Source organism: Rodentibacter mrazii, assembly GCF_001998825.1.
In the GTDB taxonomy this organism is placed as follows: Bacteria; Pseudomonadota; Gammaproteobacteria; order Enterobacterales; family Pasteurellaceae; genus Rodentibacter; species Rodentibacter mrazii.
This window is the reverse complement of the sequence record NZ_MLHG01000055.1, coordinates 1-15,008: the sequence shown is the minus strand read 5'-3', so window position 1 is coordinate 15,008 and position 15,008 is coordinate 1. Positions and strand designations below refer to the sequence as shown.

15 protein-coding genes are annotated in these 15,008 nt (G+C 39.8%); 6 read left to right on the top strand and 9 right to left on the bottom strand.

Translation table 11 applies throughout. The features are described from left to right. Positions 1-32 precede the first annotated feature (32 nt). The 3 genes from yqfB to BKK47_RS08830 are packed head-to-tail and all read right to left on the bottom strand — an operon-like array spanning position 33 to position 1,327. Positions 33-302: a N(4)-acetylcytidine aminohydrolase gene (gene yqfB / locus BKK47_RS08840; RefSeq protein ID WP_425271848.1), complete on the bottom strand. Its 270-nt coding sequence runs from the start codon at positions 300-302 to the stop codon at positions 33-35. Positions 303-341: 39 nt separating this feature from the next. Further along, entirely contained in the window at positions 342-869 is a 528-nt protein-coding gene (locus BKK47_RS08835; protein ID WP_077494492.1) for a hypothetical protein, read from the bottom strand. A gap of 26 nt (positions 870-895) precedes the next feature. Beyond that, a complete protein-coding gene (locus tag BKK47_RS08830) occupies positions 896-1,327 on the bottom strand; it encodes a DNA polymerase III subunit chi (protein ID WP_077494491.1) in 432 nt (143 codons plus the stop codon). A gap of 304 nt (positions 1,328-1,631) precedes the next feature. On the opposite strand from BKK47_RS08830, the gene fumC reads away from it, so the two are divergent. Together fumC and BKK47_RS08820 are read left to right on the top strand one after the other, a co-directional pair. Next, positions 1,632-3,026, top strand: coding sequence for a class II fumarate hydratase (gene fumC / locus BKK47_RS08825; protein WP_077494490.1), 1,395 nt, complete (start codon positions 1,632-1,634; stop codon positions 3,024-3,026). A 110-nt stretch (positions 3,027-3,136) separates the two neighbouring features. Continuing rightward, the gene (locus BKK47_RS08820; protein ID WP_077494489.1) at positions 3,137-3,739 is read left to right on the top strand and encodes a chalcone isomerase family protein; all 603 of its coding nucleotides are present in this window, start codon (positions 3,137-3,139) and stop codon (positions 3,737-3,739) included. 27 nt (positions 3,740-3,766) lie between these two features. Here BKK47_RS08820 and BKK47_RS08815 read toward each other — a convergent pair whose 3' ends face one another. Further along, the gene (locus tag BKK47_RS08815) at positions 3,767-4,666 is read right to left on the bottom strand and encodes a RimK family alpha-L-glutamate ligase (RefSeq protein ID WP_077494488.1); all 900 of its coding nucleotides are present in this window, start codon (positions 4,664-4,666) and stop codon (positions 3,767-3,769) included. A 122-nt stretch (positions 4,667-4,788) separates the two neighbouring features. Between BKK47_RS08815 and BKK47_RS08810 the strand changes: the two genes are divergently transcribed. The 4 genes from BKK47_RS08810 to BKK47_RS08795 all read left to right on the top strand — a co-directional run bounded on the left by BKK47_RS08810 (position 4,789) and on the right by BKK47_RS08795 (position 10,683). After that, a complete protein-coding gene (locus BKK47_RS08810) occupies positions 4,789-5,052 on the top strand; it encodes a GrxA family glutaredoxin (protein WP_077494487.1) in 264 nt (87 codons plus the stop codon). Between the two features lie 375 nt (positions 5,053-5,427). Then, positions 5,428-6,678: an NADP-dependent isocitrate dehydrogenase gene (gene icd / locus BKK47_RS08805; RefSeq protein WP_077494486.1), complete on the top strand. Its 1,251-nt coding sequence runs from the start codon at positions 5,428-5,430 to the stop codon at positions 6,676-6,678. 98 nt (positions 6,679-6,776) lie between these two features. Next, positions 6,777-9,380 carry a bifunctional aconitate hydratase 2/2-methylisocitrate dehydratase gene (gene acnB, locus BKK47_RS08800; RefSeq protein ID WP_077494485.1) on the top strand — a complete coding sequence of 868 codons (2,604 nt, stop codon included), beginning with the start codon at positions 6,777-6,779 and terminating at the stop codon, positions 9,378-9,380. 28 nt (positions 9,381-9,408) lie between these two features. After that, positions 9,409-10,683 carry a citrate synthase gene (locus tag BKK47_RS08795; protein WP_077494484.1) on the top strand — a complete coding sequence of 425 codons (1,275 nt, stop codon included), beginning with the start codon at positions 9,409-9,411 and terminating at the stop codon, positions 10,681-10,683. 129 nt (positions 10,684-10,812) lie between these two features. Here the strand turns inward: BKK47_RS08795 and BKK47_RS12790 are convergent, their stop codons facing one another. The 5 genes from BKK47_RS12790 to ptsI form a co-directional block, all read right to left on the bottom strand. Next, on the bottom strand, positions 10,813-11,022 hold the full coding sequence (locus BKK47_RS12790; RefSeq protein WP_279626173.1) for a beta-galactosidase small subunit-related protein: 210 nt from the start codon (positions 11,020-11,022) through the stop codon (positions 10,813-10,815). Then, on the bottom strand, positions 10,952-11,212 hold the full coding sequence (locus BKK47_RS12715) for a beta-galactosidase small subunit-related protein (protein WP_244149128.1): 261 nt from the start codon (positions 11,210-11,212) through the stop codon (positions 10,952-10,954). Before BKK47_RS12715 ends, BKK47_RS12790 begins: the two co-directional genes overlap by 71 nt. Positions 11,213-11,340: 128 nt before the next feature. After that, a complete protein-coding gene (gene manA / locus BKK47_RS08785) occupies positions 11,341-12,540 on the bottom strand; it encodes a mannose-6-phosphate isomerase, class I (RefSeq protein WP_077494483.1) in 1,200 nt (399 codons plus the stop codon). 63 nt (positions 12,541-12,603) lie between these two features. After that, complete coding sequence (gene crr, locus BKK47_RS08780; RefSeq protein WP_077494482.1) at positions 12,604-13,104, bottom strand: PTS glucose transporter subunit IIA; 501 nt, start codon at positions 13,102-13,104, stop codon at positions 12,604-12,606. Positions 13,105-13,162: 58 nt separating this feature from the next. Further along, the gene (gene ptsI / locus BKK47_RS08775; RefSeq protein WP_077494481.1) at positions 13,163-14,890 is read right to left on the bottom strand and encodes a phosphoenolpyruvate-protein phosphotransferase PtsI; all 1,728 of its coding nucleotides are present in this window, start codon (positions 14,888-14,890) and stop codon (positions 13,163-13,165) included. Positions 14,891-15,008 lie beyond the last annotated feature (118 nt).

The window sequence follows — 15,008 nt, the reverse complement described above, 5'->3', positions numbered from 1 at the left end:
TCTCTGAAAATCAATCATATAAAACTTATCATTCATTGAATAAATTCCCAGATAGTTTTTAATTCCACCAACACTATATTTTCTTGCTTATAGTGCTGTCCTATTAATTTGTCTAAAGTAATAGACAAAACACTTAATACTTCAATGGTGCAGAAATATTGATTATCCTCGAACCGCCCGACACGCAAAATATCACCTGTTTTAAAATGACTTTCGGATTTATCTCGAATGGTGATCGTTTTTCGCCCTGCGAAAATATCGGCTTCAAAGCGTTGATAGAAAGTAATATCGTTCGGTTGCATTTGTTTCTTAAAGTGCGGTTAAAATATCGGGAGTTTTTATTACTGATTCAACCGAATTTCACCTTTTACCCGCTCAATTTCTAAAAATAAACGGCGTTCTTCTTGGCGACAGAAACTATACTCGCCTAATTTTGCAGCTTCCGCTGTGCAACGAATTTGTTGATATTGGGATTCGAGGACTTGCAATAATGCTTTTTGCTCTTTTAAATAGCTGTTTGTTGCTGTTTTACGTGGTTTTGCTGAATGATGCACTACTTTTTCTGCAGTTTCTTTTTTCTCAACATTAGAAACTACGGTTGGTTTTTCAACGGTAGTTTTCACTTCTTCAACAGTTTTTTTCTCTACCTTTTCAACTTCAGCAATATTTTTAACTTCCTCATCTTTAACGACCGATGAAACCGTTTTATCTTTAGAGGTATCCGAAACCTGCGCTTTCTCAGGCATTGACTCAACCTTACTTTCAGAAAGTGCGGTCACTTTTTCAGGTGCTTTTGCTTCTTGATTATCACAAGCGGCTAAAGTTAAAACGCTTAATCCTATAAAAATTGGCAAAGAAAGTTTTATCATATTAGATCCTTAGGGTTTTAGTAAAATTAAGTATTTTCGGTGGAAAGTTGCCAACCTTGCATACGGAGTTGTTTATAACGCTCTCGAGCTTGCGCTTTTGGCATTTCCTCCACAGGAACAAAATCAATTAACTGCGTAAAGCTATGACTAAATTCCGGAACGTCTCGCTGCAAGTTGATAAGCAAATCACGTCGCTGTGCATTGCGTTTTCCATGCCATGAAATCTCAATGGGTGTCGGATATTGAGTCGCTTCGCCCGATAGATTATGCGGCACAAATTCATTGGGATCCCGTTGCCAAAGTGCCTCATCGATATCCAGTGCTTGTTGTTCCGTTTCACACGCAATCAAAATCCGTTTTCCTAAACGCCAAGCTGAGGCGGCTAAATTACAGGCTAGTTGTTCAACAGTGAATGGGCTTTGCTCTGTCAGAATGTAAAACTGTGCATTTTTTGTCATTTTTTCGCCTCAAATTCACTAAACTATAAACTGAGTGATTCTACCGAAAAATTGAGAAAAAATAAACGGGTAACCTGTTTTTCTTTCTATCATTTTCATTTACTTTCCCCAAGTAAAACGCAAGTTATTGCTGATGAAATTCAATGCAAAATATTCGAGAAATAAAAACCTTAATAAAACCGACCGCACTTTTATGATCTACATCACAAAACTGATTTTTAGCACTCCTGCCTCGTTCCATTCATAATTTCTAGGTGTTAGAATCAAGCCACTTTTAATTTTTATTCTATTAAGGAGTATCATAATGGCATTTCGTATTGAAAAAGACACAATGGGCGAAGTTCAAGTTCCTGCCGACAAATATTGGGCGGCACAAACCGAACGTTCTCGCAATAACTTTAAAATTGGACCTGAAGCCTCAATGCCGGCTGAAATTATTGAAGCCTTTGGTTATTTGAAAAAAGCCGCTGCTTTTGCGAATCACGATTTAGGCGTGTTGCCTGCTGAAAAACGCGATTTAATCGCCCAAGCCTGCGATGAAATCCTTGCTCACAAATTAGACGATCAGTTCCCGCTTGTGATTTGGCAAACCGGCTCCGGTACTCAATCAAATATGAATATCAATGAAGTGGTGGCAAATCGAGCCCATGTTTTACATGGCGGAAAATTAGGAGAAAAATCCATCATTCACCCGAACGATGATGTAAATAAATCCCAATCCTCCAATGATACTTTCCCAACAGCAATGCACATTGCAGCCTACAAAAAAGTGGTGGAACACACTATTCCTTGCGTTGAGCGTTTACAAAAAACCTTCGCGGCAAAATCTGAAGCATTTAAAGATGTGGTGAAAATCGGTCGTACCCATTTAATGGACGCAACACCATTAACTTTAGGTCAAGAATTTTCTGCCTATGCCACACAATTAGATTTCGGCTTACGTGCATTAAAAAACACTCTTCCTCATTTAAGCCAATTAGCTCTTGGCGGTACGGCAGTAGGTACAGGGTTAAACACGCCGAAAGGCTATGATGTAAAAGTGGCGGATTACATCGCCAAATTTACCGGACTTCCATTTGTTACCGCTGACAACAAATTTGAAGCATTAGCAGCACATGATGCCATCGTAGAAACCCACGGTGCATTACGCCAACTTGCCATGAGTTTGTTCAAAATCGCTAACGATATTCGTTTATTGGCATCCGGTCCTCGTTCCGGTATCGGTGAAATTTTAATCCCGGAAAATGAACCGGGCTCTTCCATTATGCCGGGCAAAGTGAACCCAACCCAATGTGAAGCACTGACAATGGTTTGCGCCCAAGTGTTCGGTAATGATACCACGATTGCTTTTGTGGGCTCACAAGGTCATTTCCAATTAAATGTGTTTAACCCTGTGATGATTGCCAATTTCCTACAATCTGCACAATTATTAGGTGATGCTTGCGTGTCCTTTGATGAACATTGTGCAGTAGGAATTGAACCGAATTATCCACGCATTAAACAACAACTTGAAAATTCATTGATGCTAGTGACCGCACTAAACACCCATATCGGTTACGAAAATGCGGCGAAAATTGCTAAAACCGCACATAAAAACGGCACAACCTTACGCGAAGAAGCCATCAACCTTGGCTTAGTTTCAGCGGAAGATTTCGACAAATGGGTACGCCCTGAAGATATGGTGGGAAGTTTAAAATAAACTTACCGATAAAATAACGGTCAAAGGCGGGTAATTCACTCGCCTTTTATTTGTGGTTTTTTAGGTGTTTTTGCTATAATCCGTGCGATATTGAACCGTGAAAAAACAATATGAAGATTAAATTTCTTTTCGTGACAATTTTAGCTTTTTTTTCAACCGCACTTTCCGCTCATTGGCAGTTAGTGGGTAACGCTGAATATACTTGGGGGCCTTTCCACGTGTATAGTGTGGGGCTTTTTTCTGAAAACGGTTCATACCAAGAAAATCAATATCCGCTGATGTTTTCCATCAAATATAAAAAGCCTATTGAAGGCAAAAACTTCGCTATCACCCTAATAAAAGAAATGGAAGCGCAGCAATTCGATACAGATGACACCACAGCTTGGTTAAAAAAAATGCAGGAAATTTTTCCTGATTTTTCACCAAATGACATTTTAAATTTCGTAGCATTAGAAAATAAAGGCTATTTTATCGCTAACGATACTGTGTTGGATCATGAATTTGATCCGAAATTTACTCAAGCATTTATCAATATTTGGCTTTCACCGAAAAGTAGCTTTGTAAAATTACAACTACAATTATTAGGTCAAGAAAAGAGCGATCAAAATAAACAAGAATTTCAATATCAACCCGCGAGTGAGCCCTTTGACGAAGAAAATTCGATGCCGGAGCTACCGCCCAATTACGATCCTCAACAGAATTTAAAAGGATAATAAACAGGTGAATAAACTATTCACTGTTTATTTTTGTGAAACCGCTTTCTCTAAATATAAAATCATCTGTAACGCAACATCCACACCACTGGTTTTCTCAATCATTTCCAAGCCCGGGCTTGCATTGACTTCTAACACCAATAAACCCGATTTAGCACGGATAAGATCCACGCCCGAAACTTCGAGTCCTAACGCTTTTGTGGCGCTTACAGCCAATCGCTTTTCTTCATCGGTTAAAATGATTTTTTGTGCGGATCCTCCACGATGGAAATTAGCACGAAATTCCCCTTCCCGCCCCATACGTTGCATACTAGCCACAACTTTATCGCCAATCACAAAACAACGAATATCCTCGCCTCTCGCTTCATCAATAAAATCTTGCAACAATACCGGCACATTTGCTTGTTTTAACGTTTCTAAAATACTGACCGCACTTTGTGATGTTTCCATCAACATCACGCCAATCCCTTGAGAACCATTTAACGTTTTGATAATTAAAGGTAAATCCATTTTCTGAATAGCCGTTTTAGGTTCAGTCTCAACGCCTGATAATTGACTATTAGGTACCGCAATGTCCTGTTCTCGCAAGATTTGCAAACTTTGCCATTTATCACGTGCGATTAAAAATGCCCTTTCCTTATTCAAACAATAGACGCCTTTTGCTTGGAAATGGCGTAATACGGCACCGCCCATTTTTGTACTTGCCGTGCCGAAACGTGGTAACACCGCATCATAATCGGGCAAAAGATAAGCCTCGCCTTCCTTTGGCTGGTAATAAATGTCAAAGTGCGGTGAATTTTCCGTGAGTTTTAGAATACAGCGATTCGGATCTAAAATATCCATTTCATGTCCGCATTGTATTGCGACTTCTTTCAAACGTTGACAACTGTATAAACGCGCCTCACGACAAAGCATTAACAATTTCATAGGAAAATTCCAAATTAAAAATAGCGATACATTATACCAATCATAACAATCCTGAAAAACGGTTTGTGACCAATCAAAAAAAGAGTAGAATTGCGAAGACTTAACATGAATAGGAGAAAATTATGTTTGTTGTTATTTTTGGTCGTCCCGGTTGTCCTTATTGTGTCCGAGCCAAAAATCTTGCTGAAAAATTAAAAGGTGAAGTTGCTGATTTCAATTACCGTTATGTTGATATTCACGCTGAAGGCATTACGAAAGAAGATTTATCCAAATCAGTGGGAAAACCTGTTGAAACAGTGCCACAAATCTTCATTGATGAAAAACCAATTGGCGGATGCACCGATTTTGAAGCATTAATTAAACAACAATTTGGTGTAGTGGCGTAATTAACCAGTCATATTTAAATATTCGTGAAAGTGCGGTCAATTTTTGCAGCATTTAAAACCTAAAATTGATCTACACTTCAAAAAAGTTTGACTTCACTTCATTTGAAGGCTAAGTTCTGTACTCATTAGGGCTTAGCCTTTTTATTTTTTACTTGGAGAGAATCACCAACATCATCATTGCTTCCTTCGATTCAAAAACTCGTTAATATTGGATATATTCCCAATTCTAAGCCATATCAAACCGGAAACCATTTAAATTATTTTATATTTTTGTAAATATATTGTTATTTAGTGTGTATAAGGATTATACTTGCCATACAGTTGAAGAAAATTTTTCCTCAACTCAGCCCTAACCCAACTCTATGAGGTGAAACTATGCAACACAAAAAAGTAGCAACAGCGAATGGCCAAGCAATCACACTAAATCAAGATGGCTCCCTCAATGTCCCAAACAATCCTATTATTCCATTTATTGAAGGCGATGGTATCGGCGTAGATGTCACACCTGCGATGCGTTTGGTCATTGATGCCGCAGTATCGAAAGCCTATGGTACGGCACGTAAAATTGATTGGTTAGAAATTTATGCCGGCGAAAAAGCCAATCAAGTTTACGGTGAAAATACTTGGTTGCCAGCAGAAACATTAAACGCGATTAAACAATATCATATTGCGATTAAAGGTCCATTGATGACACCAGTGGGGGGCGGCATTCGTTCATTGAATGTCACAATGCGACAAGAATTGGACTTGTATAACTGTTTACGTCCGGTTCGTTATTATGATGGCACACCAAGCCCGGTGAAACATCCTGAATTTATTGATATGGTCATTTTCCGTGAAAATTCGGAAGATATTTATGCTGGAGTAGAATGGCAAGCCGGCTCAATAGAAGCGGATAAAGTCATTGCATTTTTACGTAATGAAATGGGCGTAAAAAAAATTCGTTTCACTGAACAATGCGGTATTGGCATTAAACCAGTATCAAAAAAAGGGACACAGCGTTTAGTACGTTCCGCATTGCAATATGTTATTGATAATGATCGTCGCTCACTCACTTTAGTGCATAAAGGTAATATTATGAAATTTACCGAGGGGGCATTTAAAGAATGGGGTTATCAAGTCGCACAAGAATTTGGTGCTGAAATGATTGATAACGGTCCTTGGCACAAATTGAAAAACCCAAAAACCGGACGGGAAATTATCATAAAAGACTGTATTGCTGATGCATTTTTGCAGGAAGTGCTGTTACACCCTAAAGATTATGATGTGATCGCAACCTTGAATCTGAACGGTGACTATATCTCCGATGCTCTGGCTGCCCAAGTTGGCGGTATCGGTATTTCACCCGGTGCAAATATTGGGGTGGAGACAGCTATTTTTGAAGCAACTCACGGCACCGCACCTAAAATCGCAGGGAAAAATAAAGCGAATCCGAGTTCAATTATTTTGAGCGGTGAAATGATGTTACGTCATTTAGGATGGACGGAAGCAGCAGATTTAGTCGTAAAAGCAGTAGCGAAAACTATTTCCAATAAAACTGTAACCTTAGATTTAGCCGAAACGCTGGAGAATGCTAAATTGCGTTCTACCATGGAATTCGCACAAGACATTGTGAGTAATATGTAAGTAATTTACTTTTTATAGTTGTATTCCTTTTCCATGATAAATTTACTAAATCTTTACTCACGACCTTCTATTATTTTTCATTCAGATGGAGATCGCATATGTTGTTTTTAACTGAATACCAAACCCATGTTAACCAACGGGCTGCTCAAGGTGTCGTCCCTCTTCCACTCAATGCCCAACAAACCGCAGAATTAATCGAGCTACTAAAAAACCCACCTCCGGAAAATCAAAATCTGTTAGTTGAATTATTTGAAAGCCGCATTCCCACAGGCGTTGATGAAGCAGCTTATGTGAAAGCGGCTTTTTTAGCCGATTTAATTAAAGGAAACACGCAATCACCCTTGATTTCACCACAAAAAGCGGTGCAATTATTAGGCACAATGCAGGGCGGTTACAATATCGAACCACTAATTGATACGCTAGAAATTGACAAACTCGCTCCATTAGCAGTGGAAGCTTTATCTCATACCTTATTAATGTTTGATAACTTTTATGATGTCGCTCAAAAAGCCAAACAAGGCAACACTTATGCCCTGCAGATTCTACAATCTTGGGCTGATGCCGAATGGTTTTTATCTCGCCCTCAGTTAGCTGAAAAATTAACCTATACCGTATTTAAGGTCTCTGGTGAAACCAATACGGATGATCTGTCACCGGCACAAGATGCCTGGTCACGTCCTGATATCCCCTTACATGCATTGGCTATGTTAAAAAATCCAAGAGAAGGGATCGAACCTGATGAAGCGGGTGTTATTGGACCAATGAGACAAATTGAATCATTAAAACAAAAGGGTTTTCCATTGGTTTATGTCGGCGATGTAGTAGGAACGGGATCTTCCCGAAAATCTGCCACTAATTCAGTGCTATGGCTAATGGGCGAAGATATGCCTTATATTCCAAATAAACGCACCGGCGGCATTGTGCTTGGTGGCAAAATTGCACCGATTTTCTTTAATACAATGGAAGATGCCGGAGCACTCCCCATTGAGCTTGATGTAAGCCGGCTTAATATGGGGGATGTGATCGATATTTACCCTTATGCAGGTAAAGTGTGCAAACACAATACCGACGAAATTCTGTCAACCTTTAAACTTAAAACGGATGTATTACTTGATGAAGTGAGAGCGGGTGGACGCATTCCATTGATCATCGGGCGAGGCTTAACTCACAAAGCACGAGTAGAGCTAGGTCTACCGGAAAGCGATGTTTTTGCCAAACCACAAGTCTCTAATGAAAATAATAAGGGCTTTACCCTTGCTCAAAAAATCGTAGGGAGAGCCTGTGGAGTAACAGGTATTCGGGCCGGACAGTATTGCGAACCGAGAATGACCAGTGTCGGCTCACAAGATACTACAGGCCCAATGACTCGTGATGAATTAAAAGATTTAGCCTGCTTGGGTTTCTCTGCTGATTTAGTCATGCAATCATTTTGTCATACAGCAGCCTATCCAAAACCGGTAGATGTGGTAACTCACCATTCCTTACCAGATTTCATTATGAATCGAGGCGGCGTTTCATTACGTCCCGGCGATGGCGTAATCCATTCTTGGTTAAACCGTATGTTATTACCGGATACCGTAGGTACCGGGGGAGATTCTCATACCCGTTTCCCAATTGGAATTTCTTTTCCAGCCGGTTCCGGATTAGTGGCATTTGCCGCAGCAACAGGCGTTATGCCATTGGATATGCCTGAATCTGTCTTAATTCGCTTTAGCGGAGAAATGCAACCTGGTATTACACTACGAGATTTAGTCCACGCCATTCCTTACTATGCTATTCAACAAGGGCTACTCACCGTGGAAAAAGCAGGAAAGAAAAATATTTTCTCGGGAAAAATCCTTGAAATTGAAGGGCTGGAACATCTAAAAGTAGAACAAGCTTTTGAAATTTCTGATGCATCTGCCGAACGCTCAGCGGCTGCTTGTAGTATCAAGCTCAATAAAGAACCTATCATCGAATACCTCAATTCTAATGTTGTGCTACTGAAATGGATGATCGCCGAAGGTTACGGCGATAAAACGACACTTGAACGCCGAATTAAAGCAATGCAAGATTGGCTTGCTAGCCCGCAATTGTTAGAAGCGGATAAAGATGCAGAATATGCGGCCGTCATTGAAATTAATCTCAACGACATCAAAGAACCAATTGTATGTGCCCCAAATGATCCCGATGATGCCCGTCTATTATCTGAGGTACAAGGTGATAAAGTCGATGAAGTCTTTATTGGCTCTTGTATGACGAATATCGGACATTTCCGTGCTGCCGGTAAATTACTCAATCAACACCAAGGAATGCTTCCAACCCGTCTGTGGATTGTGCCACCAACTAAAATGGATGCACATCTATTAAGCGATGAAGGTTATTATAGTATTTACGGCAAGAGCGGCGCACGTATTGAAGTACCTGGTTGTTCACTTTGTATGGGTAATCAGGCACGTGTGGCAGACGGTGCAACTGTCGTTTCCACCTCAACCCGCAACTTCCCAAATCGAATGGGTAAAGGAGCATTCGTTTATCTCGCTTCAGCAGAACTTTCCGCTGTCTGTGCCTTACTGGGTCGCACTCCAACACCGGAAGAATATTTGCAATATGTGCAAAGTCTTGATTTGGATAAAGACGATACCTATCGCTATATGAATTTCGATCAAATCGACCAATATTCTAACAAAGTTAACGGTTTAATTTTCCAAACAGTAGTATAACGCAAACATATAAATAAGGAGACTTAATATGCCAAACTTACATCCAACTTTAACCGCAGAACTTCATTTAAGCGATGGTCGGAAAATTGCCTTACCGGTTTACCAAGGCACTTTAGGCTATAATGCTATCGGCGTAGAAGCGCTGCAAAAACAAGGTTTATTTACCTACGATCAGGGGTTAACCTCCACCGCACTTTGTGAATCCAGCATTACTTACATTGACGGTGATCAAGGTATTTTATTACACCGAGGTTATCCAATAGATGAATTAGCCTTCAATAAAACTTATCTTGATACCGCATATTTATTGTTAGAAGGCGAAATGCCTACAGAAGAACAACTCACCGAGTTCAAAAAAGAAATTTGCGCACATTATATGGTAAACGATCAATTTACCCGCCTATTTCAAGGTTTCCGTCGCGATTCCCATCCAATGGCGGTGATGTGCGCAGCAAGTAGTGCGTTAGCCGCATTCTACAATAATGATTTCCAAACAGAAAAAAACATTGATCGTACAGCGATTCGTTTATTGGCAAAAATGCCTACTCTAGCAGCAATGTGTTATAAATATAGCATTGGCCGCCCATTTATGTACCCACAGTATCACCTCTCCTATGCAGGTAACTTCTTATATATGATGTTCGCCACACCTTGTGAACCTTATGTCGTGAACCCGGTGTTAGAACGAGCAATGGATAGAATTTTTACTCTACACGCTGATCACGAACAAAATGCCTCTACCTCATCTGTGCGTAGTGTCGCCTCATCAGGCTCAAATCCATTTGCTTGTATCGCTGCAGGAATTGCCTCTTTATGGGGAGCCTCCCATGGCGGTGCAAACGAGGCTTGCGTAAGAATGTTAGAAGAAATCGGCACGGTAGATCGGATTCCGGAATTTATCGCCAGGGCAAAAGATAAAAATGATCCGTTCCGCTTAATGGGTTTCGGACATCGTGTGTACAAAAACTACGACCCTCGTGCCAAAGTTATGCGTGAAACCTGCCACGAAGTGTTACAAGAGCTTGGCGTCACCACCCCATTATTAGAAGTCGCTATGGAGCTTGAGCGCATTGCCCTAAGCGACCCCTATTTTATTGAACGCAAACTCTATCCGAATGTCGACTTCTATTCCGGTATTATTTTAAAAGCTATTGGCATTCCGGTGTCAATGTTCACTGTCATCTTCGCACTAGGTAGAACAGTCGGTTGGATTGCTAACTGGAAAGAAATGAACGAAGAGAACCTAAAAATTGTCCGCCCAAGACAAATTTATACCGGTCATCAAGAGCGTCATTTAAAATAGGCAATAAGTCTTTACTTCCTCAAAGTGCGGTTAAATCAACCGCACTTTTTTCGTTAGAACGATGAAAATCTTATTTCCCAATCCCATTGGGTTTCATTTAAGCGATATTTTTTCTTTCAAACGTGATCCTCAGGAATTAAAACCGATGCTGCTCATTTTATAGTCAACACATAATATCGTGCTACCGCTTTCTTCTAATTCATCATGATGTTTTTTTGCGCCTAATTCTTCTTGAGTATAAGGCGAAAGGCTAAAGCTGAACGCTTTATCACAATGGAATCGAGAGTCTATCTCGCGCTCTTTTAATCCTAAAATGCTGACAACCGATATGACATCCATTCTCTTGAGGTTTTAAATAGGGAACATGATTAGTTTTCGGCGTTGTTTTATACAAAGCAAATTGTGTTGCCTGATGTTTATCAAGGTAACTTTCCGTTTCACTATACACCATTCCCACACAAAGCCGCGCCCCACAATGGCGCTCCATTGCTTGAAAATAATCTTCCGCATCACCACAAGAATTTCCCATTGCGTGTAGATATTCGCAGAATAAATGCGGGGGGTTACTATAACTGAATTTTACCTTTCATTCAGAAAGAATATTGGATTTTATGAGGGAGCTCACAATATCCAATTATCCTTCATTACATTCGCTCATTAAGGTAGCTTGGCAACGACAGCATAGCCTTCCGATAATCCTTCGATTTCATAAGAAGAACCGGAAGTAATGAAAGCAGATTCCCCCTGTTTAAGGGAAAGTGCGGTGGTTTCCGAGTGTAAATTGAGCTGCCCTTTCATTACCATTAAAATCCCTGCGCTCTGAATTTTGAGATGATGCGTTTCACCACATTCATATTGAATATTTTGTAAGGCAAAATCTTTTGCCGGTGTGGAATAAGTGAATACGCGCACATCATGAGAGGCAGCAGGAATAATTTGTGGTTCCACTTCATGACAATCCATCACTTTCAATAGTTCCGGAATATCCACATATTTTGGCGTTAATCCACCACGAATGACGTTATCGGAACATGCCATTAATTCAATATTTTGCCCACGTAAATAAGCGTGTGGAATACCCTCCTCTTGGTAAATCCCCTCGCCTTTTTTAAGGTGAACAATGTTGAAAAGATAAAAACACACTAAACCCGCATCCAATTTTTCCGGTGAAATATCCATGGCTTCCATAGAATAACGTAGCCAATAATCAGGATTTTCTAGCCCAAGTTCATTGGCTGCATAGGCTTCATGATTTTGCTTAATAATCGGGGCAAGCCATTGAGATAACTGGGTTTGATCCGCTTGCATCACATCCGCATAAAAGGAATGGCAATCCTGATTACGTAATTTTTCAGCCAATGGCGCAAGTGAGGAGCGCTCAGCCAATGTTGCGAGAATTTTTTCTTTCTTTTTAAAACCGTGCAACAACCAGAAATCAGACAAAGCAATCATCATTTCAGGTTTATGATTATTATCTTTATAAGTTCGTTTCGGATCTTTTAAATCAATCCCAGCAGCATTTTCCTTTGCAAAACCTATTTCCGCTTGTCGTTTAGTTGGGTGTAACTGGATAGAAAGTGGCTTTGCCACATCAAGAATCTTCAATAAATAGGGTAATCCTTCACCAAAGATTTCTCGACTTTTTTCACCAAGTGCGGTCGGATTTTGTTGTAAAAATTCAGTCAGCGATAACGCTTTATCACCTATTTCGATTACAGATGGAGCTGAGGAATGAGTCCCTAACCACCACTCGGCGTAATGTTGATTCTCTTTGGAGGGAATATTCAATAATTGAGGGATATAATTCTGTCCGCCCCAGACATAATGTTGTAAAGCACCGGTTAATTTATAAATCATTTTGTTCTCTCAAATCTAAATAAAAAATCCGCACAATGGCGGACTTTTTAATCTCATACAAAATTACTTTTTAAGGGTTAATACTACCGACTCACCGGCAACAACCTCACCTGTTTTCTTCTCAATATTTGAAATCTCATCCATATTAGAAATCACAACCGGTGTTAATACGGATTTTGCTTTCGCTTCAAGCAACTCAAGATCAAATTCAATGATGGTATCACCACGCTTCACAGATTGACCTTCTTGAGCAATTCGGGTAAAGCCCTCACCTTTTAACTCAACAGTATCAATGCCGAAATGAACAAATAACTCCACACCTTCTTTTGATTCCATTGAAAATGCATGGTTGGTTTCAAAAATTTTGCCAATTACGCCGTCAACCGGTGCAACAATTTTGTTACCTTTAGGGCGAATAGCAATACCATCACCAACAATTTTCTCTGAAAATACTACATCAGGTACATCTTCAATATTCACAATTTCACCGGAAAGCGGTGCATAAATATCGACTTCCACTGATTTGTTCTCTTTAGAACCGAATAGTTTGTCAAATAAGCCCATTTTAATCTCCTATCCATTAAGACGACTGATATTCTAGCTTAAAACACTAATCTTGTATCTAGTTTAATGCTTTTTCTGCCAAAAATTCTTTAATTAATTGCTCAATTTCCGCTGCGGTTGGTTTCTGTAATGCTTTGTCCGCAAGTTCTTTTGCATCTTGGAAATTCACACTGCGAATGATTTTTTTAATACGAGGTACAGAAATTGCACTCATACTAAATTCATCTAATCCCATACCTAACAAGAGCAAGGTTGCATGCTCATCACCCGCTAATTCACCACACATCCCCGTCCATTTACCTTCTGCATGAGAAGCATCAATAACCTGTTTAATTAAGCCAAGTACCGATGGTTGCATTGGATTGTAAAGATGAGAAATTAATTCATTACCGCGATCAACCGCTAAGGTATATTGCGTCAAATCATTAGTACCAATACTAAAGAAATCCACTTCTTTTGCTAAGAAATTTGCATTTACCGCAGCAGACGGGGTTTCTACCATTACACCAATCTGAATATTTTCATCAAAGGCCCTACCTTCTACGCGTAATTCCTCTTTCAAAGTTTCAATCACGGATTTTAATTCACGAATTTCTTCCACAGAAATAATCATCGGGAACATTACGGCTAATTTGCCAAATGCGGAAGCTCGTAACACGGCACGTAACTGAGCATGAAGAATTTCACGACGATCAAGTGCAATACGAATCGCGCGCCAGCCTAAAAACGGGTTCATTTCTTTTGGGAGATTTAAGTACGGTAACTCTTTATCACCGCCAATATCCATAGTACGAAGCACAACCAAACGCCCAGCCATTGCCACTACAACTTCTTTATAAGCAATAAATTGTTCTTCTTCCGTTGGGAGTTGATCACGATCCATAAAGAGGAATTCAGTACGGTATAAACCCACACCTTCTGCACCGTTACGGTTCGCACCGTCACAATCACGAATAGTACCAATATTTGCTACTACTTCAACTTTATGCCCATCTAATGTCACTGCCGGAAGATCTTTTAATTTTGCCAATTCCGCTTTTTCTTCCGCTAATTTTGCTTCTAAGGCTTTTAATTCATCGATTTGGGCTTGGGTTGGATTAATATAGACTTTATTATTTACGGCATCAAGAATCAGGAAATCACCGGTATTCACTTTTTCGGTCACATTATTGGTACCAACAATCGCCGGTAATTCCAAGGAGCGGGCCATAATAGAAGTATGGGAAGTGCGTCCACCAATATCTGTGATAAAACCAAGTACTTTATCTAGATTTAATTGTGCTGTTTCCGATGGTTTTAAATCGTAAGCGACAAGAATAGATTCTTCGTTGATATCACCAAGATCAACAATATGCATACCGAGGATATTCTTGACTAAACGGTTACCAATATCACGGATATCACCGGCACGCTCTTTCAAGTATTCATCGTCAATTTCAGACAACATTTCCACTTGTTGATCAATGATTTTACTTGCTGCCACACCCGCATTCACTTTATGTGAACGCAAATAGTCAATAATTTCCTCCTCAAGTTCTTCATCTTCAAGAATCATTAAATGACCTTCAAAGATTGCCGCTTTTTCTTCACCCAATGAAGCAAACGCACGATCTCTAATCGAATTTAACTGTTCAATGGCAGCACTGCGACCTTCATAAAAACGCGCAATCTCAGCATCAATTTGCTCATCGGTAATTTTTGTTGTATCGAGAACAATTTTTTCTTCTTTAAGAACTAACGCCTTACCAAAAACAATACCTGGGGACGCTGGAATACCTGAAATCATGTTCACCTTCCGAGATTATCTAATAGGGTTAAATAAAACAATAGCCATAAAACACCTATTTACATGGCGTAAACCAAAATGGATTTTATGACTATATTATATTCAAAATTATTCTAAA

Coding starts and splice junctions, on each gene's coding strand:
- yqfB (WP_425271848.1), bottom strand. CDS start 302: ATGCAACCGAACGATATTACTTTCTATCAACGCTTTGAAGCCGATATT.
- BKK47_RS08835 (WP_077494492.1), bottom strand. CDS start 869: ATGATAAAACTTTCTTTGCCAATTTTTATAGGATTAAGCGTTTTAACT.
- BKK47_RS08830 (WP_077494491.1), bottom strand. CDS start 1,327: ATGACAAAAAATGCACAGTTTTACATTCTGACAGAGCAAAGCCCATTC.
- fumC (WP_077494490.1), top strand. CDS start 1,632: ATGGCATTTCGTATTGAAAAAGACACAATGGGCGAAGTTCAAGTTCCT.
- BKK47_RS08820 (WP_077494489.1), top strand. CDS start 3,137: ATGAAGATTAAATTTCTTTTCGTGACAATTTTAGCTTTTTTTTCAACC.
- BKK47_RS08815 (WP_077494488.1), bottom strand. CDS start 4,666: ATGAAATTGTTAATGCTTTGTCGTGAGGCGCGTTTATACAGTTGTCAA.
- BKK47_RS08810 (WP_077494487.1), top strand. CDS start 4,789: ATGTTTGTTGTTATTTTTGGTCGTCCCGGTTGTCCTTATTGTGTCCGA.
- icd (WP_077494486.1), top strand. CDS start 5,428: ATGCAACACAAAAAAGTAGCAACAGCGAATGGCCAAGCAATCACACTA.
- acnB (WP_077494485.1), top strand. CDS start 6,777: ATGTTGTTTTTAACTGAATACCAAACCCATGTTAACCAACGGGCTGCT.
- BKK47_RS08795 (WP_077494484.1), top strand. CDS start 9,409: ATGCCAAACTTACATCCAACTTTAACCGCAGAACTTCATTTAAGCGAT.
- BKK47_RS12790 (WP_279626173.1), bottom strand. CDS start 11,022: ATGGATGTCATATCGGTTGTCAGCATTTTAGGATTAAAAGAGCGCGAG.
- BKK47_RS12715 (WP_244149128.1), bottom strand. CDS start 11,212: ATGGGAAATTCTTGTGGTGATGCGGAAGATTATTTTCAAGCAATGGAG.
- manA (WP_077494483.1), bottom strand. CDS start 12,540: ATGATTTATAAATTAACCGGTGCTTTACAACATTATGTCTGGGGCGGA.
- crr (WP_077494482.1), bottom strand. CDS start 13,104: ATGGGCTTATTTGACAAACTATTCGGTTCTAAAGAGAACAAATCAGTG.
- ptsI (WP_077494481.1), bottom strand. CDS start 14,890: ATGATTTCAGGTATTCCAGCGTCCCCAGGTATTGTTTTTGGTAAGGCG.